The organism is Gottfriedia sp. NPDC056225, assembly GCF_042267765.1.
Taxonomy (GTDB): domain Bacteria; phylum Bacillota; class Bacilli; order Bacillales; family Bacillaceae_G; genus Gottfriedia.
Genome location: NZ_JBHJTJ010000021.1, coordinates 26,933 through 52,249, shown reverse-complemented (window position 1 = coordinate 52,249; position 25,317 = coordinate 26,933). Strand labels below are relative to the sequence as shown.

The 25,317-nt window shown below is 33.1% G+C and carries 26 protein-coding genes; 24 read left to right on the top strand and 2 right to left on the bottom strand.

Annotated features, from left to right (window positions below):
* The first annotated feature begins 21 nt into the window (after positions 1-21).
* The 8 genes from ACFCYN_RS14655 to ACFCYN_RS14620 all read left to right on the top strand — a co-directional run bounded on the left by ACFCYN_RS14655 (position 22) and on the right by ACFCYN_RS14620 (position 6,129).
* Positions 22-561: a ReoY family proteolytic degradation factor gene (locus ACFCYN_RS14655; RefSeq protein ID WP_172444124.1), complete on the top strand. Its 540-nt coding sequence runs from the start codon at positions 22-24 to the stop codon at positions 559-561.
* Between the two features lie 638 nt (positions 562-1,199).
* The gene (locus tag ACFCYN_RS14650) at positions 1,200-1,649 is read left to right on the top strand and encodes a DUF2487 family protein (RefSeq protein WP_375950071.1); all 450 of its coding nucleotides are present in this window, start codon (positions 1,200-1,202) and stop codon (positions 1,647-1,649) included.
* 143 nt (positions 1,650-1,792) lie between these two features.
* Positions 1,793-2,296, top strand: a complete 504-nt coding sequence (locus ACFCYN_RS14645; protein WP_172444126.1) for a QcrA and Rieske domain-containing protein — start codon at positions 1,793-1,795, stop codon at positions 2,294-2,296.
* Between the two features lie 2 nt (positions 2,297-2,298).
* On the top strand, positions 2,299-2,973 hold the full coding sequence (gene qcrB, locus ACFCYN_RS14640) for a menaquinol-cytochrome c reductase cytochrome b subunit (RefSeq protein ID WP_056466653.1): 675 nt from the start codon (positions 2,299-2,301) through the stop codon (positions 2,971-2,973).
* 64 nt (positions 2,974-3,037) lie between these two features.
* Positions 3,038-3,814, top strand: a complete 777-nt coding sequence (locus ACFCYN_RS14635) for a menaquinol-cytochrome c reductase cytochrome b/c subunit (protein ID WP_172444127.1) — start codon at positions 3,038-3,040, stop codon at positions 3,812-3,814.
* A gap of 168 nt (positions 3,815-3,982) precedes the next feature.
* Complete coding sequence (locus ACFCYN_RS14630) at positions 3,983-4,549, top strand: DUF1405 domain-containing protein (RefSeq protein ID WP_172447586.1); 567 nt, start codon at positions 3,983-3,985, stop codon at positions 4,547-4,549.
* A gap of 58 nt (positions 4,550-4,607) precedes the next feature.
* The gene (locus ACFCYN_RS14625) at positions 4,608-5,390 is read left to right on the top strand and encodes a sporulation protein YpjB (RefSeq protein ID WP_172444128.1); all 783 of its coding nucleotides are present in this window, start codon (positions 4,608-4,610) and stop codon (positions 5,388-5,390) included.
* A gap of 58 nt (positions 5,391-5,448) precedes the next feature.
* Positions 5,449-6,129, top strand: a complete 681-nt coding sequence (locus tag ACFCYN_RS14620) for a zinc metallopeptidase (RefSeq protein WP_098121053.1) — start codon at positions 5,449-5,451, stop codon at positions 6,127-6,129.
* 66 nt (positions 6,130-6,195) lie between these two features.
* Here ACFCYN_RS14620 and ACFCYN_RS14615 read toward each other — a convergent pair whose 3' ends face one another.
* Positions 6,196-7,068: a YitT family protein gene (locus ACFCYN_RS14615; protein WP_098121054.1), complete on the bottom strand. Its 873-nt coding sequence runs from the start codon at positions 7,066-7,068 to the stop codon at positions 6,196-6,198.
* 136 nt (positions 7,069-7,204) lie between these two features.
* Here ACFCYN_RS14615 and ACFCYN_RS14610 point away from each other — a divergent pair, with 136 nt between their 5' ends.
* The 16 genes from ACFCYN_RS14610 to ACFCYN_RS14535 all read left to right on the top strand — a co-directional run bounded on the left by ACFCYN_RS14610 (position 7,205) and on the right by ACFCYN_RS14535 (position 22,236).
* Positions 7,205-7,534: a nucleotide pyrophosphohydrolase gene (locus ACFCYN_RS14610; protein WP_098170924.1), complete on the top strand. Its 330-nt coding sequence runs from the start codon at positions 7,205-7,207 to the stop codon at positions 7,532-7,534.
* 1 nt (position 7,535) lies between these two features.
* Positions 7,536-8,339, top strand: a complete 804-nt coding sequence (gene dapB / locus ACFCYN_RS14605; protein WP_375950067.1) for a 4-hydroxy-tetrahydrodipicolinate reductase — start codon at positions 7,536-7,538, stop codon at positions 8,337-8,339.
* Positions 8,340-8,511: 172 nt separating this feature from the next.
* Positions 8,512-9,213, top strand: a complete 702-nt coding sequence (gene bshB1, locus ACFCYN_RS14600; RefSeq protein ID WP_142317560.1) for a bacillithiol biosynthesis deacetylase BshB1 — start codon at positions 8,512-8,514, stop codon at positions 9,211-9,213.
* A 30-nt stretch (positions 9,214-9,243) separates the two neighbouring features.
* A complete protein-coding gene (gene bshA, locus ACFCYN_RS14595; RefSeq protein WP_172444130.1) occupies positions 9,244-10,374 on the top strand; it encodes an N-acetyl-alpha-D-glucosaminyl L-malate synthase BshA in 1,131 nt (376 codons plus the stop codon).
* A gap of 1 nt (position 10,375) precedes the next feature.
* Positions 10,376-11,569, top strand: a complete 1,194-nt coding sequence (locus ACFCYN_RS14590) for a CCA tRNA nucleotidyltransferase (RefSeq protein WP_375950065.1) — start codon at positions 10,376-10,378, stop codon at positions 11,567-11,569.
* Complete coding sequence (locus ACFCYN_RS14585; protein ID WP_375950063.1) at positions 11,554-12,537, top strand: biotin--[acetyl-CoA-carboxylase] ligase; 984 nt, start codon at positions 11,554-11,556, stop codon at positions 12,535-12,537. The genes ACFCYN_RS14590 and ACFCYN_RS14585 overlap by 16 nt, the downstream gene beginning before the upstream one ends.
* A gap of 392 nt (positions 12,538-12,929) precedes the next feature.
* Positions 12,930-13,772, top strand: a complete 843-nt coding sequence (gene panB / locus ACFCYN_RS14580; RefSeq protein WP_098121060.1) for a 3-methyl-2-oxobutanoate hydroxymethyltransferase — start codon at positions 12,930-12,932, stop codon at positions 13,770-13,772.
* A complete protein-coding gene (panC, locus tag ACFCYN_RS14575) occupies positions 13,769-14,614 on the top strand; it encodes a pantoate--beta-alanine ligase (RefSeq protein ID WP_172444133.1) in 846 nt (281 codons plus the stop codon). Before panB ends, panC begins: the two co-directional genes overlap by 4 nt.
* Positions 14,615-14,638: 24 nt before the next feature.
* Positions 14,639-15,022, top strand: a complete 384-nt coding sequence (gene panD, locus ACFCYN_RS14570) for an aspartate 1-decarboxylase (protein WP_375950061.1) — start codon at positions 14,639-14,641, stop codon at positions 15,020-15,022.
* 268 nt (positions 15,023-15,290) lie between these two features.
* On the top strand, positions 15,291-18,077 hold the full coding sequence (dinG, locus tag ACFCYN_RS14565; RefSeq protein WP_172444135.1) for an ATP-dependent DNA helicase DinG: 2,787 nt from the start codon (positions 15,291-15,293) through the stop codon (positions 18,075-18,077).
* A 106-nt stretch (positions 18,078-18,183) separates the two neighbouring features.
* Positions 18,184-18,354 (top strand): YpmA family protein, encoded by a 171-nt coding sequence (locus ACFCYN_RS14560; RefSeq protein WP_098121064.1) that lies wholly within the window; start codon positions 18,184-18,186, stop codon positions 18,352-18,354.
* 11 nt (positions 18,355-18,365) lie between these two features.
* Entirely contained in the window at positions 18,366-18,830 is a 465-nt protein-coding gene (locus ACFCYN_RS14555) for a cell wall elongation regulator TseB-like domain-containing protein (protein WP_098121065.1), read from the top strand.
* A 15-nt stretch (positions 18,831-18,845) separates the two neighbouring features.
* Positions 18,846-20,033 (top strand): pyridoxal phosphate-dependent aminotransferase, encoded by a 1,188-nt coding sequence (locus ACFCYN_RS14550; RefSeq protein ID WP_172444136.1) that lies wholly within the window; start codon positions 18,846-18,848, stop codon positions 20,031-20,033.
* Positions 20,034-20,326: 293 nt separating this feature from the next.
* Positions 20,327-21,037 (top strand): DnaD domain-containing protein, encoded by a 711-nt coding sequence (locus tag ACFCYN_RS14545; RefSeq protein ID WP_375950058.1) that lies wholly within the window; start codon positions 20,327-20,329, stop codon positions 21,035-21,037.
* A 46-nt stretch (positions 21,038-21,083) separates the two neighbouring features.
* Positions 21,084-21,746, top strand: coding sequence for an endonuclease III (gene nth / locus ACFCYN_RS14540; protein WP_375950057.1), 663 nt, complete (start codon positions 21,084-21,086; stop codon positions 21,744-21,746).
* On the top strand, positions 21,736-22,236 hold the full coding sequence (locus ACFCYN_RS14535; protein WP_172444138.1) for a YpoC family protein: 501 nt from the start codon (positions 21,736-21,738) through the stop codon (positions 22,234-22,236). The genes nth and ACFCYN_RS14535 overlap by 11 nt, the downstream gene beginning before the upstream one ends.
* A gap of 282 nt (positions 22,237-22,518) precedes the next feature.
* On the opposite strand, the gene ACFCYN_RS14530 is transcribed toward ACFCYN_RS14535, so the two are convergent.
* On the bottom strand, positions 22,519-25,305 hold the full coding sequence (locus tag ACFCYN_RS14530; RefSeq protein WP_375950055.1) for a transglycosylase domain-containing protein: 2,787 nt from the start codon (positions 25,303-25,305) through the stop codon (positions 22,519-22,521).
* Between the last annotated feature and the right edge of the window lie 12 nt (positions 25,306-25,317).

Here is a 25,317-nt window from a genome sequence, read left to right as displayed (position 1 = left end):
GGACAGAGGAGGGATTTAATAATGGCAACCCCTGTATCTGTGAATGAGAAGAAAGATTTTGTAAAATGGTTTCTAAGTAATTTTCAGTTGAAGCAAAGAGAGTGTGTTTGGATTTTAAATTACCTAATGAGCCATGATTATTTAATGAAAAAGGTTCATTTCGTAGAACAGTCTAAATATTGTCCACGTGGTTTAGTGATGTCGACAAACTGTGTTAAAGAAGTCCCATTTCATTTTTATAAACAAAATGTGATGACGACGGATGCAGAGAAATCATTTCATGATATTCGACTTAATAGGGATGAGGATATTTATATCCAGCTCAATTTTAAATCTTCTTTTCAATACCCGATGTTTGTTTCAGTTTTAGAAGAGAATCCACACATACCAAAAAATTTAAATAGTAACGAAAAAGATCGCGTTATTGCTGAAAAACTATTGTCAGATTCAATTATTAACTTTCAAAAAGACAGATTAATGAGAATGATCGATGACGCGCTTGATCAACAAGACAAAAAACTATTCCAAGAATTAACAAAGCAACTAAATTTATTAACTTAATGTAAAATCGAAAAAGTCCCCAATTTTGGGGGCTTTTTAATTGTTTCAGAATTTAGGAAAGCATTTTTAGAACACTTTTTAATCTTCCGTCTAGACACTTACTTCCTTATCGCTGCCTCTTACTACAAGTTCAAGGGAAAGAAATGAACAATATATGCACATATAGATGGATTAATTGGTTTAATCTTTGATAGGGGGAATATAAATTGTTGCTAATTGATTGAAAAACAAATTCAATGATTAGTTATAAGCGACGATTTAAAGCGAAGGGTAAAGATCATTAAGGTTCTTCATTACATGCTTTTTTATTTTGTAGAAGTTATTGGAACTGATATTCCTCGGCTCCGATGGGAAAAGCGAAGGCTAAAGACCTTACAGGCGTGCAGAGGAGGACGATTCTTTCCCCGTTGAAATTAGAATCCTATAGTGCAAATTAACCGCATATAGCTTCTTTTAGCTTGAAATAAATACTAAATTATATACATGTTCTTTTTTCAACACCCTGGAAAAAGACCTCATTTTTGAGGGCTTTTTTTCTTTCTTAAAATAGTAATGTATGGTTAAATGGAAAATAGATATTTGTTCACAAAAATTTCACAATTATAATTAAATTATTTTAATAGAAAGAGGTAATTTTGATGAAATGGACAACGAATGAATTAAATCAAGTTTTAGAAAATTTGGAGTACATCGATACGATCGTTATTCCACTTTGTCCCGTTTCTTTGAAAAAAGAAAATATTTCTTTAGCGGAACAACGAGAGGACATAATAATCCTTACTTCTGAGATTGAACGTACATATAAAGGTAGAGTTGTGATTTCCCCAGAATTTACTTATTTGCCTGAAGAATCTAATAAAATAGACCGATTAAAGGCATGGTATGAAGGGTTTAAAGGTGAAGGCATTAAGCATGTTTTCTATTTGACATGTGATTTTGATTGGAGACAATTTGAATCTGAAATGGATGAATCGTTAATATGGTTACCCACTTTAAACATAAATAGTTTAGATGAATCATCACAAAGAGTAATAGTAGATAAACAATTATCACATATTAATGCATTATTTTCTAAAAGATGGGGATAAAAATAAAAACAACATTATTACTATGATTATTATTAGGATATTATTGACCTTCTAAATTTGTTATTATATTATGAAAGTGTCCTAGTTTTATTATTATAGCTGTTGTCCGTACAGGAGTACTTGTGATAGAGGGGGGAATTTTCATGAGTGAAAAGGTTTCAAGACGCCAGTTTTTAAACTACACTTTAACAGGTGTAGGCGGTTTCATGGCAGCAGGAATGCTTATGCCATTGGCTCGTTTTGCCATTGACCCAGTCTTACAAAAAGAAGCAGCTGGAGAAATGGTGCAAGTTGGTCTAGTGAAAGATTTAACAACTGACCCAAAACGCTTTGACTTTAAAGTAAAGCAGGTTGATGGTTGGGTTAAATCTGATGCTACTCACATTGCATGGGTTTACAAAAATTCAAACGGAGGAATTGTTGCATTATCACCTACATGTAAGCATTTAGGCTGTACAGTTGGTTGGAATGACAACAAAGATTTTCCAAACGAGTTTGTTTGTCCATGTCATGGGGGACGTTACATTAAAGATGGTAAAAACATTAAAGGTACACCACCGCTTGGTCCACTAGACAACTACGCGGTAAAAGTGAAAGGTGATTCTTTCTATCTTGGTAAATTAGAACCAAATACAGGAGGTAAATAATCGTGCTTAACAAAATTTACGACTGGGTAGATGAGCGATTAGAAATTACGCCTCTTTGGAGAGATATCGCTGATCATGAAGTACCAGAACACGTTAATCCAGCACACCATTTTTCAGCATTCGTATATTGCTTCGGTGGATTAACATTTTTCGTTACAGTAATTCAAATTTTATCTGGAATGTTCTTAACAATGTATTATGTACCAGATATTAAAAATGCATGGGAATCAGTATATTACTTACAAAACAACGTTGCATACGGACAAATTGTTCGTGGTATGCATCACTGGGGTGCAAGTTTAGTAATCGTTATGATGTTCTTACATACTTTACGTGTATTCTTCCAAGGCGCATATAAAAAACCTCGTGAACTTAACTGGGTTGTAGGGGTACTAATTTTCTTCGTAATGCTTGGTTTAGGGTTTACAGGATATTTATTACCTTGGGATATGAAAGCGTTATTTGCGACGAAAGTAGGTCTGCAAATTGCTGAACAAACACCATTTATTGGTAAGCAAGTAAAAACGTTAATTGCAGGTAATCCGGAAATCATCGGTGCACAAACATTAACTCGTTTCTTCGCAATTCATGTATTCTTCTTACCTGGTGCTTTACTTGCTCTTATGGGTGCCCATTTCTTGATCATTCGTAAGCAAGGTATTTCAGGTCCACTATAAGATTTAGTGCATGGGGCTTTAGTAAAAAAATGACTAAAGTGTGTCGAAATAAAGGAGGGAGAACATGCATCGCGGTAAAGGAATGAAATTTGTAGGTGACTCTCGTGTACCTGCAATGGAAGGTCGTAAACCCAATGTTCCAAAAGATTATTCTGAATATCCAGGAAAAACAGAGGCATTCTGGCCAAACTTCTTATTAAAAGAATGGATGGTAGGAGCGGTTTTCTTAATTGGATATTTAACATTAACAATTGCACATCCATCTCCACTTGAGAGGGTTGCAGACCCAACTGATACTGGCTATACGCCATTACCAGACTGGTATTTCTTGTTCTTATATCAATTCTTAAAATATAGCTATGCATCAGGTGACTATAACGTAATTGGTGCATTCGTAATTCCTGGTATTGCTTTTGGTGGCTTATTATTAGCTCCGTTCTTAGATCGTAGTCCACATAGAAAGCCAATGAAACGTCCATTAGCAACTGGTTTTATGTTATTAGCTTTATCTGGTGTAATTTATTTAACATGGGAAGCAGCAGCTCACCATGACTGGAAAAAACAAAAAGAACAAGGTAAGATTCGTACTTTTGTTGAATTAAATAAAGAAGATCCAGGATATAAACTATTGCAAAAAAATACTTGTGTATCTTGCCACGGAGATAATCTTCAAGGTGGTGCAGCAGCTCCAAGTCTTCAAAATACGGGCTTAACACCTGATCAAATTGCACATATCGCAAGAAATGGTGGGCAAAATATGCCTAAAGGCGTATTTAAAGGAACTGATGCAGAACTTAAGGTTTTAGCTGAATTCGTTGCAAAAGCAGGTAAATCAGAGTAATGAAAAGAGAGTCGAATTTTCGACTCTTTTTTTATGTTGAATTGTATATTGAAATAATAACATGTTAAAATCGTGTTGATACATATAAATTGTGAACTTTGTGTGTTATAAATTTGTGGATTAACCAAAATGAAAGTGAAGTGAAATGAAATAGTGAACTTATATAGTATGCTACGGCTAAAACCAAACATGGTTGCCCTATTCATTATAAATGTATTAGGTACTGCCTATGGATATTATTGGTACAAACCTCAGCTTGCCTATACTCCTGGTTGGTTAAAAATATTTGTTCCAGATAGTCCAACTGCGTCGTTATTTTTTTGCATTGTATTGTTGTTATTCATCTTAAATAAGCAAAATGGGTTAATTGAGGCACTTGCATATGTAAGCTTGCTAAAATACGGTATTTGGGCTGTTATTATGAATGGCATGGTTCTCTACGTTAAAGGCGGTCTTGATACGATTGCATACTTATTAATTTTTTCGCATGGAGCTATGGCTGTACAAGCTCTTTTATATTCACAAACATTTAGAGTTAAAAAGTGGCAGTTGATAGTTGCAAGTATTTGGATTTTACAAGATCTGATTTTTGACTATGTTTTTGGTACAATGCCTGAATACTTTATGCTATCTGATTTTAGAATTTGGATTGCATTAATAACATTTTGGTTGACGATATTAGTGATCTTTTTGGCTTATTATCAATTAATTTTTAAAAAAAGAGCTCGTATTTGAAGGGTTCTAATCTTGTCCTTTCTCTCATAATTATTAGTAGTTATGAGGGAGGGGTTTGATGAAAAAATTAATTGCAGGGATAAGCGTTTTTTTTATTTTCTTTTCATTTAATACCGTAAAAGGCTACGCTAAAATAGATCAAGAAACTTCACTTATTGAACAATCGCTTTCTTTAGTACAAGATGGTGATTACGTTCATGGATCTAATCTATTGGAGCAGCTAGAGTCAAAATATATGGCATCAGCTAAAAAAAATAAAGATTTCACTCCTAAAGAGTTAGAAACAATTGCAGTTACATTTCAAAATGCGCTAGTATCTTTAAAAAACGATGGATCAGACCCTCAAGAAAAGGTTGCAGATGTATTAGGGCTAAGATTATTGATTGATGCTTCTGAAACGACAATGCAACCAATGTGGAAAGAAATGAAAAAGTCAGTAATGACACCATTAGAAAATATGGATTCAGCATATAAGCGCGGGAACTCGGAAGCTTATGAAACTCAATTAAACCAGTTTTTGAATCAATTTGAAATAATCTATCCTAGTCTTATAATGGATTTGCCATATGATGAAGTTAAAAAAATTAACTCACTTGTTTCATTTTTAGATGACTATCGAATTAATCAAAAATCATTACCTGCATTTCAACAAAAATTAGATGAGACCCAAAGTGAATTATTATTCATTTTTGGTCAAGGGAATTCAATTATTCCACCAGTTTCGATTTGGACAATTTTTACAACAGGGGTAATTATTGTAGGGACATTAAGTTACGTTGGATGGAGAAAATATATAGGTGATCGAAATAAGAATAAAAAACGAAGAGAACATAATGATTGACAAATTTCTCTAAAAGTATATACAATATCGTAAAATCTCACTCCTTGGAGGAATTACAATGAGTTATTTAATTTACTTTTTAATTTTGTTGATTGTACCTTTATATGCTCAAATGAGAGTTAAATCGACATTTAAAAAGTATTCGCAAGTTGGTTCTACATCTCATTTAACAGGTGCAGAAGTAGCAAGAAAAATTTTAAATGAAAACGGACTTTACAATGTTGCAGTTGAAGAAACTCGTGGATATTTATCTGATCATTATGATCCGCGTGCTAAAGTAGTAAGATTATCATCTGAAAATTATCATGGATATTCAGTTGCAGGTACAGCTGTCGCTGCTCATGAAGTAGGACATGCAATTCAAGATGCAAATGACTATAGTTTTTTAAGATTCCGTCATTCATTAGTACCTGTTGCAAATTTCAGTTCTAATTTTTCATATGTATTTATATTAATTGGTATGTTTTCTCGTCTATCAGGTGCATTATTAATAGGTATCGTTTTATTAGCACTAGGTGTACTATTCCAAATTGTTACACTTCCTGTTGAATTTGATGCCTCAAGTAGAGCTTTAAAACAGGTTACAACATTGGGGATCATTAATTCGAATGAGCATGTTTATGCAAAACGTGTTTTAAATGCAGCCGCATTGACATATGTTGCAGCAGCTGCTGTGGCCGTAGCAGAATTATTAAGATTAATTTTGATTTATACAGGAATGACACGTAGTGATGATTAAATGAGTACAAAATTAAAAGAGGTTCTGGCCAATTAGCCTAGAACCTCTTTTTGATTTAGTTAATAATTACGGATGTAATGGAACTTTATTTTCATCTAAGGTAAATCCTTCACCAAGTACATCGTGAACTTCAGTAACTGCCACAAAGGCATGAGGATCAATATCTTGAATAATATTTTTTAAATGAACTAATTCATTTTTTGGTACTACACAAAATAGAACGTCTTTACTTTCTCCAGTAAATGTACCTGTTGCTTTTAAATAAGTTGCTCCACGTTCCATTTCCTTCATAATTCGGGCAGCAATTAAATCATTTTTCTCAGAAATAATATTTGCTCCACGTGCAGCGTATGCACCTTCTTGCATAAAGTCGATAATTCTTGCTCCGACAAAAACTGCAACTAAAGTATACATTGCTTCATATGCTTTTAAATAAGTTAAAAGAGAAAGTGTAATAACTACAAAGTCAAATATAAACATTGTTTTACCCATGTTTATACCTTTGTATTTATAGACTAATCGAGCAATGATATCAACTCCACCAGTAGTACCACCAAATCTAAAGATAATTCCTAATCCAATCCCAATAAATACACCTGCAAATAATGAAGCTAACATTAAATCGCCATGCACATCTATATTGAAAGTAAATTTCTCAAATAGTTTTAAGAAAAATGATACTGCAACTGTTCCGATAATTGTATAAAGCATCGTTACTGTACCAAGTAATCTCCATCCAATAAAAAATAATGGAATATTTAAGGCCAGATTTGAAATCCAAACTGGGATATTTAATTCAGCTAAAAGAATTAAGTTAATTCCTGTAAAGCCTCCTTCAGCTAGATTGTTTGGAATATTAATATTCATAATTCCAAAAGAAAAAATTGCAGAACCTAAAATGATAAAAAAGATATTGCGTAACTTTAATTTAAAAAACATATACTTCCTCCATACTGTTAAAATCACCCTAAACTCTTATTTTTATCTTATCTTGTATTTTTTTCAAGTAAAATAATATATAATTTGTCAAAAAGTGGTCATTTCGATAAGATTTAATTGAGGAGTTGATATTAGTATGCACGAAAAAACGATGAAAGAAATGCAAAAAGAAGTAGATACATACATAGGCCAATTTAAGGAAGGATATTTTAGTCCTTTAGCAATGATGGCTAGGTTAACTGAGGAAATGGGAGAACTAGCTAGAGAAATAAATCATACATATGGTGAAAAGCCTAAGAAAAGTACTGAAAAAGAAAAACTAATTGAAGAAGAGCTAGGTGATGTATTATTTGTTATGATTTGTTTAGCAAATAGTTTAAATATTGATTTAGCAGACGCGCATGATATTGTTATGAAAAAATTTAATACAAGAGATAAAGATCGTTGGACGAGAAAGGAAGAATAAAATGGAAAAATTAATTAGAGTAGTATTGGCTGGACCGAGAGGGAAAATGGGAACTGAAGCATTACAATTAATTGATCGAACTGAGCATTTTCACCTGGTAGCAGCAGTTGATTATAAATTAGGTGGAGAACAAATTCAAAAGATTAACCAAGGGTTTAAAGGTGAAGCAAACATATATGAAACATTAGAGGAATGTATCGAAAATGAAAGTTTTGATGTACTTGTCGATTTAACAACACCTGAAATCGGTAAAAAGCATGCATTTTTAGCATTGAAAAATGGAATTCGACCTGTAATCGGTACAACTGGATTTACAAAAGAAGAACTCGAAGATTTAAAAGAATTAGCTTCTAATAAAGAGCTAGGTTGTATTATCGCGCCTAATTTTGCGATTGGTGCAATCTTAATGATGAAGTTTTCAGCAATGGCAGCTAAATATTTCAAAGATATCGAAATTATTGAGCTGCATCATGACCAAAAATTAGATGCTCCTTCAGGTACAGCTTTAAAAACAGTTCAAATGATTGAAGAAGTTCGAGAGGCTAAAGTACAAGGCCATCCTAATGAAGTTGAAACTGAGACTGGCGCTAGAGGTGCCGAAATGAATGGTATGAGGGTACATAGTGTTAGATTGCCTGGTCTTGTTGCACATCAACAAGTATTATTTGGTGGCGATGGCCAACTATTAACAATTCGACATGATTCAATGAATCGAGCTTCCTTTATGTCTGGAGTAAAGGTAGCAGTTGAAGAGGTAATGAAACTTTCAGAACTAGTATACGGCTTAGAAAATATCATGGACTAAAGATATGATAAGTGGCAACGGGACTTTCGTAAAATGAATACACAATCACATGAACTCGAATGTAAATCGTATTCATTATTAATGTGAAGTATTCATGTCCCGGTTGCTACGCATATTCAAACTGCTAAGGCAGTCATAAAATTTTTAGTTAGTTTGAAAGAGAGTGAGAAATGTGGAATATTTTGATGTACTAGCATTTGGAGCACATCCCGACGATGTTGAGATCGGAATGGCAGGTACGATTGCTAAATTTACTAAACTAGGCTATAAGGTTGCTATTTGTGATTTAACAGAGGCAGAGCTTTCATCAAATGGTGATACGTTCATTAGAAGGAAAGAAGCTGAAGCAGCCGATAAAATTTTAGGCGTTTCAAAGCGTTTTAATTTATCATTGCCTGACCGTGGGCTATACTTGTCAGAAGAGGCAATAAAACAAGTAGTTGCATTAATACGAATGACAAAACCTAGTATTGTATTTTCTCCATATGAAGTAGATCGACATCCTGATCATGGAAATTGTACAAAAATTATCGAAGAAGCGGTTTTTTCTTCAGGCATTCGAAAATTTAATGTAAATACGAATCATGATGCTCATAAGGTTAAACACGTTTTCCAATATATGATCAATGGTTTCCATCGTCCGAATTTTATTGTTGATGTTTCCGAAACAATTGAAATAAAAAAAGCAGCACTTGAAGCGTATGAAAGTCAATTTACGCAAGGTCCGGATGGTGTAGTAACACCACTAACAAACGACTATGTAAATAGTGTTATTGCAAGAGAAAAAATTTTTGGTAAAGAAGTTGGCATTCCATATGGAGAAGGTTTTCTAAGCAAGAAACCAATTCTATTAAATGCAGATTGGTTAGTTTAAAAAGAAATGAAGAAGTTTAGGAGAGATAAAATGAAGTTGAAAATTGGGATCACATGTTATCCTACTGTAGGTGGTTCTGGCGTCATCGCTACTGAGCTAGGTAAATTATTAGCAGAACTAGGACATGAAATTCATTTTATTTCATCAAGTATGCCGTTTCGTTTAAATAAAGTGTATCCTAATATTTATTATCATGCAGTTGAAGTAAATCAATATTCAGTTTTTCAATACCCACCATATGATTTAGCTTTGGCGAGTAAAATGGCTGAAGTTGCAAACCGTGAAAAATTAGATATTTTACATGTACATTACGCGATTCCGCATGCAATATGTGCTGTTCTAGCAAAACAAATGATTCATCATGATATTAAAATTGTAACTACATTACATGGTACTGACATAACCGTACTAGGTTATGACTCCTCTTTAACAGAGTTAATTAAATTTGGTATTGAAAAATCCGATGTCGTAACAGCAGTTTCGAATGATTTAATACGTCAAACAAAGGAATTAGTAAATCCTGATAAAGAAATACAAACAGTATATAATTTTATTGATGAAAGAGTGTACTACAAAAGAAATTGTCGAGCTTTAAAAGCTGAATACGGAATTCAAGAACACGAGAAAGTAATCATACATATATCTAATTTCCGACAAGTAAAACGAACAAAAGATGTAGTTGATGTATTTAACAAAGTTCGAAAAGAAATTCCTTCCAAGTTACTATTAGTAGGTGACGGTCCAGAAATATCTAGCTTATGTAAATTAGTTAGAGAGCTTGGCATTGAAAAGGATGTTTTATTCCTAGGTAAACAAGAAAATGTTGAAGAATTGCTTTCAATGAGTGACATAAAACTTCTCCTTTCATCAAAAGAAAGCTTTGGTTTAGTATTATTGGAGGCTATGGCTTGTGGTGTACCATGTATTGGAACACGAGTTGGTGGAATCCCCGAAGTAATTGAACACGGTGAAAACGGTTATATTTGTGAACTTGGTGATATTGATCAAATCGCATATTATACACTTAATTTATTACAAGATGAAAAATTATATAAACAAATTTCAAATCGCGCAGTTGAAATTGTGAAAGAAAGATTTCACTCAAATCAAATCGTATCACAATATTTATCTATTTATAATGAGCTAGTAGGAATGAACTAATATGGAACTATTCGAAAAAGCAAAGCCAATATTAGAGAAACTAATAAAAAATGGTTTTGAAGCTTATTTTGTCGGAGGTTGTGTAAGAGATAAAATAATTCAAAGAAATGTAGGGGATATTGATATCGCTACTTCTGCCTTACCAGAAGAAGTTATGTCCATATTTCCAAAAACTGTTCCGACAGGGCTACAGCATGGTACGGTTTTAGTGATTCATAATGGTGAACAATATGAGATTACAACATTCAGAACTGAATCTACTTATCATGATAATCGAAGACCTTCTGAAGTGACATTTGTAAAATCAATTGAAGAAGATTTAAAACGAAGAGATTTTACAATGAATGCAATCGCGATGACACCGAATAACGACATAATCGATCCTTTTAATGGTGCAAATGATATAAACGATGGCTTAATACGTTGTGTCGGGGATGCTAAAGAAAGATTCCAAGAAGATGCTCTTCGAATGTTAAGAGGCATACGTTTTGTAAGTCAATTAGATTTTCGTTTAAATGATGAAACGTATAATGCTATTCATTCAAATAAAGAATTAATTGAAAAAATTGCAATTGAAAGAATTTCAGTTGAAATAGAAAAAATGTTGCTAGGAAAGTCACCTAAAAAAGCAATCGACCTTTTAATAAAAACAAAGTTATTAAATCATCTTCCAAGTTTTCAATATTGCACTACTCAATTTTTAGAACTATTAGATCTTCCAATCCAATCTTTAAAAGATGTCGAAGAATTTTGGGCTTTAATTTTATATAAATGCAATTTTGAAAATCCGGAAAAAATTTTACGAAGTTGGAAGATGTCTAATGGTCGAATTAAACAAATATTAAACATTTATGATCTGCTAATTGAAACTAAAATTGAATGGAGCAATACTAAGTTATATCAAGTTGGATTAACGGATGCAATAAAATATGAGCGTTTACAATTAGTTCTAGACCACTTGAATGCAAATGAACTAGATGAAAAAATTTTAAAGAGTCTATATAATAAATTACCGATTTATTCAAAGTCCGATTTGAGCTTTACAGGTAATGATTTATTAGAATGGTCACAAATAAAAGGCGGACCGTGGTTGAAAGAAGTAATAAGCGAAATAGAATATCTTATTGTTGAGAATCAACTTGAGAATAACCAACTTGCTGTTAAGGAGTGGTTTGGAAATTGGCTTCAAAAGTAAAAGAAAGAATTTTACAGTTATTCACAGAAAATAGTAATGAATATTTATCAGGACAGTTTTTGAGTGATGAATTAGGAATTTCACGTACTGCAATATGGAAATACATGAAAGAGTTACAAGAAGAGGGAATAGAAGTTGAAGCGGTAAGGAAGGTCGGTTATAAGATAACAGGAAAATCAGATCGATTGACTTCAACTGATATTCAACTTGGTTTAGAAACGAAAAAGTTTGGACGAAACGTAGTCTATCATGAAGAAACAAATTCTACTCAAACGATCGCAAACGAATTGGTTTTAAATGATGCACCAGAAGGTACAATTGTTTTAGCTGAACGTCAATTATTAGGTCGTGGAAGATTGCAGCGAAATTGGTTAACTTCAGATGGAAAAGCAATTGCTATGAGTGTTATTTTAAGGCCAGCTATTTCACCAAGGGTAGCCCCTCAATTAACATTATTAACTGCTGTCGTTATTGCCTCAGCAATTGAAAAAGTTACAGGGTTACATCCTAATATAAAATGGCCAAATGATATTCTAATTAATAATAAAAAGGTTTGTGGGATCTTAACCGAAATGCAAGGGGATGCTGATTGCATTAAAAGTGTCGTGATCGGTATAGGGGTCAATGTCAATCAAGTTGAAGAAGATTACCCTTTAGAACTAGCGGATATCGCAACATCCTTACGCATTGAAAAAGGACAAACCTTTATGCGAGCAAGTTTAATTCAAGTTATTTTATCTGAATTTGAGAAGTTCTATGAAATATTTTTGGAAAAAGGATTTAAACCGATTAAACTTTTATGGGAAAGTTATGCGATTTCATTAGGGAAACAAATCAAAGCAACTACTTTAAATGAGGAAATCGTCGGTAAAGCCATTGGTATCACGGATGAAGGGCAATTACTAATTGAAGATCATTTAGGAAATGTTCATACAATTTATTCAGCAGATATATCAATTAATAAATAATTGATAAAATTAAACAATGTTTAAACAACTCTCTTTCTCACCTAGGAAGAGAGTTATTTGTATACAAAAATTTGTCCCAATTTTATTTGTAAATAATACCAAGTTTTTTCTTTACTAAATTGGTATTCTTACTATAAACTGTATGGGGAGGGTCATGGTTTTTTCTTTTGACTCTTCATGGGTGGTATCTGAATAGGGTCAAACAAACTTTAGTATCCTAAGAAGAACTACACCAAGTTTTAAAAAATCTAATTTAAAAATGTGTTCTGCCTTGATCCTATAAGGACTGGGACAGAGGAATGAGCTGGTTTACAATTTTCCTTTGTTCTCTTTTTGAGCAAAGGTTTTTTATTGTAGCCCCATTTCCTCTTCATTTAAAAGGAGGAAAAAAGATGAAAACAACAAAAGATTTTTTGAAAATGAAAGAGAATAATGAACCAATCGTGATGATTACAGCTTACGATTATCCTTCAGCATTGTTATCTGAAGCAAGCGAAGTAGATATGATCTTAGTCGGTGACTCCCTTGGGAATGTTGTCCTTGGGTATGATTCGACAATAAAAGTGACTGTTAACGACATGATTCATCATTCAAAAGCTGTTAAAAGAGGGGCGAAAAATACATTTATCGTTACTGATATGCCGTTCATGTCATACCACTTCTCAAAAGAAGAGGCCTTGCGCAGTGCTTGTCGCATAATGCAAGAAGGAGATGCACATGCTGTAAAGCTCGAAGGTGCAGATGATAATGTATTAGAAGTAATTAAAGCCTTAACGATTGCAGGTGTACCAGTTGTAGCTCACTTAGGATTAACTCCTCAATCAGTTGGTGTACTAGGAGGGTACAAAGTTCAAGCTCGTGATTCCGAAAGTGCGATGAAATTATTTAATGACGCAAAGAAATGTGAAGAAGCAGGAGCATTTGCAATCGTACTTGAATGTGTTCCAAAGCAAATTGCAAAGGATATTACTAAAGACCTTTCAATCCCGACAATTGGAATTGGAGCTGGCGTTGATACTGATGGCCAAGTACTTGTTTATCATGATTTAATAACATATGGTGTCGGTCGAGTGGCGAAATTTGTAAAACAATATGCAAATGTATCTGAGACAATTGAAAATGCAATTGCGTCTTATGTACAAGAAGTTAAATCTAGACAATTTCCAGATACGAAACATTCGTTTACAATGAAAGAAGAACAGTTAAAGGCATTATACGGGGGAAGTTCGCAATGAAAGTGTTTAACACAATAAAAGATTTAAGAAATGAACTTAAAAGTCTCAGAAAAGGTGAAAAATCAATTGGATTTGTACCAACAATGGGTTTTTTACATGAGGGACATGTTTCATTATTAGAAGAAGCTAGAAAAAATAATGATATCGTTGTATTGAGTATATTTGTTAATCCTACTCAATTTGGTCCAAATGAAGATTTTGATCGATACCCAAGAGACTTTGAACGAGATGAAAAAATTGCACTAAATGCTGGAGTAGATTGCCTCTTTTATCCAACAGTTGAAGAAATGTATCCAAATGATTTAAAATCAACATTGAAAGTTACAAAGCGAGTAGATGTTCTTTGTGGTGAAAAAAGGCCCGGACATTTTGATGGCGTTGCATTAGTTGTATCAAAATTATTTAATATTGTGCAACCAGACCAAGCTTATTTTGGATTAAAAGATGCTCAACAGGTCGCTGTAATTGAGGGACTAGTTGAAGATTTCAATATACCTGTTAAAATTAATCCTGTTCCAACTATTAGGGAAGAAGACGGATTAGCTAAAAGTTCACGAAATGTATATTTATCAGAAAATGAAAGAAAAGAAGCACCAGCTTTATATAAAAGTCTACAAAAAGCAGTTGAGGATATAAATAATGGGAATTTAGATCCTGAACAACTGAAACAAAGTATTATTACTACAATACAAAATGAAACATCTGGAGAAGTAGATTATGTAAGTATTTATTCTTATCCAGAATTAGAAACGATAAATAAAATAAATGGAAAAATTATTATTGCATTAGCAGTGAAGTTTACAAATGCTCGTCTAATCGATAATATTATTGTTTCTATTTAGGTAGAACAACTAGGGGGAAATGACATGATTCGCACAATGATGAGAGCAAAACTTCATAGAGCAACTGTAACAGAAGCAAATTTAAATTATGTTGGTAGTATTACGATTGACCAAGATTTAATGGATGCTGTCGATATACTTGAAAATGAAAAAGTACAAATTGTAAATAATAATAACGGTGCTCGTCTTGAGACATACGTAATTCCAGGGAGACGTGGAAGTGGTATAATTTGCCTTAACGGAGCTGCGGCACGATTAGTCCAAGAGGGCGATAAAGTAATCATTATTGCTTATGGTCAAGTTGAAGAGGAGAAACTTGATCAACATGAACCAAAAATTGCATTTCTAAATGATTCAAATGAGATTATCGAAATGATTGGCAAAGAAATCGCAGGGACAATTAAGTAATAAAAAAACGGGGCCTTTCGACTAGAATTTTTAGGCTTTAGTAAAGCTTGAAGATGAGGATAGTTTACAAAAACGTTTAGTCTGGAATCCCCTTCTTTAGGGTGTGTAGACGAAAGTCTAATAAAATTGATTTCCAGACTGATTGAAAGCAAGCATCTGGCAGGCAGTTTTGGAATCCCCTTCTTTAGGGGATTTTTTTGTTGTTTGTATTGTTTAATCCATTTTATACAAAATAATCATTATAAAGAGAACTTGGAGGTGGCAACATATGAATAAGTTTGTGGTCGTTGACCTAGAAACAACTGGAAATAATAATAGAGGTCAAGATCGAATTATTCAAATTGCAGCCTTTTTATTAGAAAGTGGAGAAGTTATAGAACAATTTTCGAGTTTTATTAATCCAAATATGGCCATCCCAGCATTTATTTCAGAATTAACGGGGATATCTGATGAAATGGTTCTACATGCACCTCAATTTGAGCAAATCGCTGATGAACTATATCCAATGTTTCAAGATGCCTATTTCGTTGCACACAATGTGCATTTTGACTTAACTTTTTTACAAAAAGAATTCGAGCGAATTGGATTACCAAAAATTTCACCATTAGCTCTAGACACAGTAGAGTTAACGAGAATTTTGTTTCCTACATTAACTAGTTATAAATTATCTGATTTAGCGAAAGTATTTAATATTCAACACGAAAATCCTCATCAAGCCGATAGTGATGCTGAGGTTACAGCTGAATTATTAACCATTTTATTAAAAAAGCTAGAAAGCTTACCTTATGCTTCTTTAAAAATTTTAGAAAAACTTAGTAATAGCTTTAAAAGTGACATTACATACTATATATCCGATCTTCTTCAAAGAAAATCTGAATCAATTTCAAAAGAAGCGAGTCAGTTTGAAGAATTTAGAAGAATTGCGCTTAAAAAAAGAAGCTTTAGTTTGCCACAAGAGGAAGAAGATTTCGTAGATTTTGATGAACATCTTAAACGAGAGCTTGCCGATCAAATGGCTGTGGAAATCCCAAATTTTACGAAAAGAAAAGAACAATATGATTATATGCATGATCTATTCAATGCTTTTCAACATAAAAATATCATTCTGGCTGAAGCAGGCACAGGTGTAGGTAAGACATTAGGGTATTTAATTCCATCAGCATTTTTTTCAAAACAAAATGGAAAACAAGTTGTAATCAGCACTAGTACAATTGCATTACAGAAACAGCTATTGAAAAAACATGTAAAAACACTTGAAAAAATCATACCTTTTCAATTGAAAATTGCATCGATTCAAAGTAAAAGAAATTATTTATGTCTCCAAAAATTTGAATATGTTGTTGGAGAACAATTTGATGATAATTACGATAGTATTTTATCAAAAGCAATGATCACTGTATGGTTAACAGAAACTGAACATGGAGAATTAGATGAATTATCACTTCCATCAGGAGGCCTGCATTTATGGGAGCGGGTATGTTGTAATGATGAAAGTGAAAATAAAAGAGCAAATCCATGGTTTCATAAATGTTTTTATCAAAGGGCAAAAAGTCAATTAATGCTAGCCGATTTAATTATTACTAATCACGCTTATTTATTATCGACTTTAAAAAATAAAGATCATTTGATTAATTCAGTTAAAACATTTGTTATTGATGAAGCACATGCTCTTGAAGAGACCGCTTCAAAAACCTTTGGTATCACGTTTTCTTGTTTAAAATATTATCAATATTTGAGTCGATTAAGTACGACTGATAGTAATGAGATTGTTCACCGTTTATACAAAATAGATGAAGGTATATCTAATAGGGAAATATGGTGGAAAAAAGTTGATCATTTAGTAAAAGAAATTAAGTATGAATCAGATGAGCTTTTTAGATTATTACGAGATTTTATTTTAACAAAACAAAATGCACTAGATAAAGAAAATATCAGACAATCGATTACACTTAGCAAAAAGAATACATCAAGTCAAAATTGGAAGGTTATTCAAGAATGTGCTAATCGATTAATTCATGCAAATAATACTTTGTTTACGGGTTGTGAGCAGTATTTAGAGCAAGTTGATGCGACAAACGGTTCGGCATATCATCGTTCAATCATTACGGAATTCAAAATGATTTTTGAACAATTAAGAGGCATGAAAAACGGTCTTTATGAAATATTGTTCGATCAAAATGAACAGTATATATGCTGGATGGAAACTGAAGCAAAAGGTTCATTTCACACAACTATGCTTTATAGTGAGAAAGTAGATAATGCTGATTTAATAAAACAATTTTTAATTGAAGGAAGAGAATCAATAGTTCTTACTTCTGCTACGATGTCGATTGATGAATCATTCGCATTTATAAAGTCATCATTAGGAATTGAAAAAAACAATGTAATCGAAAAAATTTATCCAGTTCCAAATGATTTTGCACAAGGAATGAAAGTATATATTCCAAATGATTTAATGGGAATAAAAGAGATTTCACAAGAAGATTATGCATTGCAAACATCAAATACTATTCGTAAAATTGTTAATCAAGTAAAAGGAAGAACATTAGTTTTATTTACAGCATTTGATTTATTAAAACAAACATATGATCATTTAATACATGATTTAGATAATTTGAATTCGTCCGTTTTAGCTCAAGGTTTCTCTCCTGGAGGAAAACAAAAGTTAATAAAACAGTTTTTACAATCTAAACAAACAATTTTGTTAGGGACAAATACTTTTTGGGAAGGAATTGACCTACCTAATGAAGAATTAGATTGTTTAATCATTGTACGATTACCGTTTACAAACCCTGAAAAGCCTATGTTTATTGCTAAATCAAATTTACTAAAAAAATCAGGAGAAAACTCTTTCTCAAGTTTAGCTTTACCGTTAGCTGTATTTAAGTTTAGACAAGGTTATGGTCGTCTAATTCGAAATGAAAAAGATCAAGGTTCGTTATTTGTTTTAGATAATCGAATAATAAATACAAATTACGGTGCTGAATTTTTAAAGTTAATACCAAATAACAAAATTAGAATTAATACAATCGATGAATTATTAAAAGATTTTTAACAGTTTTCAACATTTAGCATGAGAATAATAGGGGATTCGGGCTAGACGTATGGTATAATGACATAAATTGTAATGTATTTCATAATACATTTTTAGGAGGAACAACATGAATTCAAATATTGAAGTATTATCAACAACTAAAATCGAATACACAAAGGATTTATACAAAATTGTTGATAGTTTAAATCGTACTTTAAAAGAAAAAGATCTTATGTTTGGACTAGCATTAGATAAAGAAAATCAAGAATATGCAGTATTTACAATTTATAGAACATAAATGAGGTATATATGAAAAAATGGTTAGTCATCCTCGGATTAAGCATCATTTTACTATCATTATTTTTAGTTTCTACATATCAATCAGCGACCTCTAAGGTAAACGATGATAAAAAAAATGCCGAAGAGCTTGTGGTAAAACAAGGATATTTAAAAACTGTGCAACATTCCGATTATTACCACGGAAAAGAACAGGCGATTGTTGTGAGCGGCAAAGACAATGCAAATAATGAAATGATAGCATGGATACAGGATGGAAATGTTATTACTCGAAAGAAAAGTGAAGGATTGACCCAAAAACAAATCATTGACAAAGTGGTCAATGAGAGAAGCCCAAAAAAAATACATAAAGTAAAGTTAGGAATAGAGAACAAAATACCACTTTGGGAAGTAGTATATATAGACCAAAACGGCAGATATAATTTTTATTACGCTGCTTTCGAAAATGGAGAGCTTTTAAAACGTTATAGTATTTAGGGGGAACGTAAGAAGATGAAACTAGCAAAAAGAGTAAGTGCACTAACACCATCTACAACATTAGCTATTACAGCAAAAGCAAAAGAGATGAAAGATCAAGGAATTGATGTAATCGGTTTAGGCGCAGGCGAACCTGATTTTAATACACCTATTGAAATTATTGAAGAAGCTTATTCAGCAATGCTTAAGGGTCAAACAAAATATACTCCTTCAAACGGCTTACCGGCTTTAAGAAAAGCAGTTTGTGATAAATTATTAAATGATCAAGGATTAACATATTCTCCTGGAGAGGTTGTCGTTACAAATGGTGCTAAACACGCACTTTACACACTTTTCCAAGCAATTTTAGATCCGGGACATGAAGTAATTATTCCGACTCCATACTGGGTAAGTTATCCTGAGCAAGTAATATTAGCAGAGGGTGTGCCAGTATTTATTGAAGGATACGAGCACCAACAATTTAAAGTAACACCTGAACAAATTGAAGCTGCAATTACTGAAAATACAAAAGCGATCATTATAAATTCACCAAGTAATCCTACTGGTATGATTTATTCTGAGCAAGAGTTAAAAGCAATCGGAGATATTTGTTTAAAACATGATATTTTAATCGTTTCCGATGAGATCTATGAAAAATTAGTATATGATGGTGCAAAGCATGTTTCAATTGCTTCATTAAGCCCTGAACTTAAAGAGCAAACGATCATTATCAATGGTGTATCAAAATCTCACTCAATGACTGGATGGAGAATTGGGTATGCTGTAGGTAATAAAGAAATAATCGATGCAATGACAAATCTAGCTAGTCACTCAACTTCAAATCCTACTACAATGGCACAAATCGCAACGATTAAAGCATATGAACTAGGTGATGGACCAGTTGAAGAAATGAGAGTAGCATTTGAAGATCGTTTAAATAAAACTTTTGAACGCTTAGTTTCAATTCCTGGATTTAGCTGTGTTAAACCTAGCGGTGCGTTTTATTTATTCCCAAATGTGACTGAAGCTGCTAAAATGGCTGGTTATCAGAATGTAGATGAGTTCTCTACAGAGTTACTTCAAAAAGCTAATGTTGCTGTAATTCCTGGTTCTGGATTCGGTTCACCTGATAATATTCGCTTATCTTATGCAACATCACAAGTGCAGTTGGATAAAGCATTAGATCGTATTGAGCAATTTATGAAAGCAAGTATCCCAAGCTAAATTTTAAATTGTTCGACGATAAAACCATTTTGACTAAACAACTGATCGGTGATAATGATTATGTTGCCAAGAGCAAGGAATCTGCTGCAAAAAGTGGTGAATGTGTAATGCATTTACACAATTTATAAACAGACTATCCATAATTAATTAATTTATTAGATGGTTTTTAAATTAATAAATAGTTATACTAAAATAGAGGTGTGATAAGCACGCCTCTATTTATTTTTATTTGGTAAGCTTCTTTTACTGTTTATTTCATGTAATCATGCTATACTATGCTAGAGGTGTTCGAAGTGAATAATAATAGCATTTTAAACTGGATACAACTTGGAAATATAAGTATTCCAAATATACTTCTTAGTAGTTATTCTTCTTTTGGCATTAGTGAAGAAGAACTTGTCATGATTCTACAACTTTACTCATTTCAGCAGCAGGGTCATACGTTTCCAACACCTACTCAATTAGCACAGATTATGTCAATAAATGAACAAAAATGTATGGAAGTTATACGTGAACTTCTTAAAAAAGGTCTATTAGAAATAACGGAAGAAATTGACGATCACAATTTACGATGTGAAGCATATTCACTTGCACCACTATGGTTAAAGTTAATTAACCATAATGAGAACGGTCAACAACCATTAGAAACGCCTACCATCCCTTCAATTATTGAACAAGCTGAGGAATCAATTTATTCAGTGTTTGAAAAAGAATTTGGTAGACTATTATCTCCATTTGAAATTGAAACGTTAACAATGTGGATGGACCAAGATGATCATAATGAAAAATTAATAAAAACCGCATTAAAAGAGGCAGTTATTAGTGGCAAGTTAAATTTTCGTTATATAGATCGTATTTTATTTGAGTGGAAGAAAAACGGAATTAAACAAGTAGAACAAGCAATTAACTATAGCAAGCATTTTAGAAAAAAAGAAACAAGAGAACCACAAAACGAAACAAAATATACAGGATCAATTCCTTTTTATAATTGGCTTGAAAAGTAAAGCGAGGACTTGTTCCTCGCTTTTGTTTAGTAAGGAGTGTTTTGAAATGATAAATAAACAACAAATAGGTGAAGCTCTTAAAATAATAGGTGATATGTTCCCTGATGCACATTGTGAATTAAATCATAAAAATCCTTTTGAATTAGTAGTAGCGGTAGCTTTATCTGCGCAATGTACTGATGTTTTAGTAAATAAAGTGACAAAAAATCTTTTTGAAAAGTATAAAGAACCCGAGGACTATTTAAAAGTTCCATTAGAAGAACTTCAAAATGACATTCGTTCAATAGGTCTTTTCAGAAATAAAGCAAAAAATATTCAGAAATTAAGTGAAATGATTATTAATGATTTTAATGGAGAAGTGCCACGCACAAGAGAAGAGCTAGTGAAATTGCCTGGTGTCGGTAGAAAGACTGCTAATGTAGTAATGTCTGTCGCATTTAATATACCAGCAATTGCTGTTGATACTCATGTAGAGAGGGTTTCTAAAAGACTAGCAATTTGTCGTTGGAAAGATTCAGTTCTTGAAGTGGAAGAAACACTAATGAAGAAAGTGCCAATTGATGATTGGGGAGTAACGCATCATCGATTAATATTCTTTGGAAGATATCATTGCAAGGCGCAAAGACCGAGTTGTGAAGTGTGTCCGTTACTCGAAATGTGTAGAGAAGGAAAAAAACGGATTAAGGTGAAAAAAGAAAATGTCAAATAATATTCATAAGGATTTTAATGTTGCTCCATTTTATCGTGAACATACAAATAACCAGATAATTAATGATGAAATTAGAATTAGTAATATACCATTTTATTATGAAAGTCAGCACGTACTTAGTACGAATAGTTTTAAACCATTCGAAAGTGATGAGATAATAAAGGAAATGTTTGAAGAGTGGAAAGAGGAATCAGTCTATATATCTAACTACTTTAAAGAGCGGAATCGCAAATTAGCATATGAGCCAATGGTTAGGGGATTAGCAAATTTTATTTCAATTCTTACTTGGATTAATGGACAAATCCTATCTAACTTAAATAATATATTACTTGAGTTGGAAAAGCTTGAAGTAAAGCCAATCAATCTCAATGAGCGTATTAGTTTTGTTGTAAATCAGCCAGATCACTATCACTCATTTATACAACTATCAGGGTTGTATACGGAATTAGAAAAACTTTATTATAAGAAAAAAATCACCTCCTCAAAATGAGGAGGTTTCTTTATGCTGTTGAAAAAGTGTTACTCAAGCAATATTTTCAATATGAAGGAAGCTGTGGGGTATGTTGCCTTCTTACATCTCCCATAAGAGTCGAGAATCCCTCCATTCCAATCAAAAAGAGCATTACTAAAGTTTATTGGTATTCCGCAAAAAATTAATAAAACAAATAAATAACCTCATCAATATAGACGCTTAGTACGTTCTTAACTACTGATTTTTATATATTCTAAACTACGAAAAAACCTCCTCAAATAGAGGAGGTTTCTTTTTCTTTTATGCAATAATATTACGTTCCAACTTATTAAATCGATTATTAGAATATGAATCGGTATTAAATGAAGTCTGATTCGAACCTGGTTTTGATGGTTTATTTGGGTCCGGAGTTGTCGGAGGTGTTGTTGGATTTGTACTTCCATCACCATTACCACCCGTTCCATTACCGTCACCAGTGCCAGTGCCAGTGCCATCTCCGTTACCGGTGCCAGTACCATCTCCGCTACCAGTGCCGTCTCCGTTACCAGTGCCGTTTCCATTCCCATTCCCGTTTCCGTTTCCGTTTCCGTTTCCATTCCCGTTTCCATTCCCGTTTCCGTTTCCATTCCCGTTTCCGTTTCCGTTTCCGTTTCCGTTACCAGTGCCGTTTCCGTTACCAGAGCCATCTCCGTTGCCAGTACCATTTCCGTTATCCGTACCATTTCCATTGTCTGTGCCATTGCCGTTATCAGTACCAGTACCATCACCGTTATTATCAGCTGGTGGGGTAGTTTCATCTACAGTCGTTGTTAAATCGACTGTAACAGTAACTGGGGCACTCTTTGTTTCGCCATTTGTTGCGATAATTGTAATTTTTACTGTTTTACCTGGTACAATTCCATTAATTATTGCAGATGTACCATTAATTTTTTGAGTTTCACCTTTAACACCATTTATATCATAGCTCACTTCAAAAGTTGTAGAAGCAAGTAGATCAGAAGCATATTGCCAATTTAATGAAATACTGCTTGATTTTTCATCATATTTTGCAGTAACACTTTTAGCAGGATCTAATGTATCTGGAGTTGGTAAGTCATCCATTTTTTCTCCACGAATGTATAATTCATCTTGAACGTTTACAACTGAACTTGGTTTATGAAACTCAGAAGAACGATCACCTGTAGCGGATAACATATCTCTTGCAATATATTTAGCGATATTTGTTGAAGTTTTACTTAAATAATGATCTTCTTGATTTTTCTCATATCCAGTCCATACAGCTACAGTAACATCTGGTGTATAACCAACAAACCAACTATCACGAGTAGCGTTTGAAGGGAAGCCATATTTATCTTTTACTTCTTGAGGGTAGTTTGTCGTACCAGTTTTACCTGCCATATCAAGGCCAGGTACGTTTGCTCTACCACCAGTACCTCCTGGAGCTTTAACAACATCACGTAGCATATCAGTAATCATATATGCAGTGTAGTCGCTCATAGCTTGTTTTGGTTCAGGAGCTAATACTTTTTCAGTTTTGTCTTGATAAATTATTTTTGTAACTGCATGTGGCTTTATGTAAACACCGCCATTACCAAAGGCTGCATATGCACCAGCCATTTGCATTGCAGATACACCAGTGAATCCACCAATTGCATGAGACTCATAAAAACTATCTTTTTGGAAGTTAAATCCAAGTCCATTACCAAACTCACGTGATTTATCTAAACCAACTGCCTGCATTGTTTTCAGAGCCGGTATATTTCTTGAACCGATTAATGCTTGACGAATTGATAATTTACCTCTATATGATTTATCAGCGTTTCGGATAGGGGTCCCATCTGAATATTGATATGGTTCATCAACTAGCTGATGATTAGTAGACCATTTTAAATCTTGAATTGCAGGTCCGTAATCTAAAATTGGTTTGATCGTAGAACCAGGTTGTCTTTTAATATCTGTTGCAAAGTTCAGGCCGCCAGTTGTTGTGTTTCTACCTGCACCTACAGCTTTAATTTCACCTGTTTTAGTATCAGTTAACACAAAACCAGTTTGAAAAGCATCACTTGGATAAAATTCAGAGCCACGATTAATGATTTCATCTGCTTTAGCTTGAGCTTTTGGGTCAAGCGTAGTTTCGATTGTTAAACCATCGGTATTTACGTTGGCATCGCCATATTTTTCAACTTCATCGACAACTACATCAATGAATGCCTGATATTTTGTTTGCTCACTTTCATGAAGCTTAACTAATTTTTTCATCGGTATTGCTGAAGATTTCGCGTATTGCTCTTTTGTAATATAACCATATTTCTTCATTTGGCTTAAAACAACATTTCGTCTAGCTTGTGATTGAGCTGGGTGTTTTGCCGGGTTGTAGTTATTTGGACTTTGAACCATACCAGCAAGTGTAGCTGCTTCAGGTAACGTAATTTTTGATAAATCTTTACTAAAATAAGTTTCACTTGCTTTTGCTACACCGTAAACTCCTCGACCTTTTAAACCATTTGAGAAATAAACTTTATTTAAATACATTTCTAAAATTTGCTGCTTAGAATATTTTTGTTCAAGTTGGAATGCTAAGTACCATTCCTGAACTTTTCGTTTAATTGTTTTTTGTGGTGATAAGAATGAATTTTTGACAACTTGTTGTGTAATCGTACTACCGCCTTGAGATCCAAATCCACCTGTAATATTTGCTAATACAGCTCCAAGTACACGGCGAATATCAACACCTTTATGCTTATAAAAGCGTACGTCCTCTGTTGCAATAAATGCATCCTCTACTACTTTAGGAATCTCGTTATATGAAACTTTTGTTCTTTGTTCAGTTCCTAAATCAGCAATGACATTCCCATCTCTATCTAAAATCTTTGAAGATAGAGGTACTTTTAATTTTGATTCATCTAGTGCAGGTGCGTCACTTACTAAATAATAAAACGCTCCAACACCTCCAAGTATACAAAGTACTGCTAATGTCAATATTGTTAAAGTAATCTTTTTCCATAAACCTTCACGTTTTTTTGGTTTTTCTGTTGGAGGCTTTTCCATCTGTTTTCGTTCTTGTCGTGAACTATACTCTTTTGCCATTTTTTTTGTTTC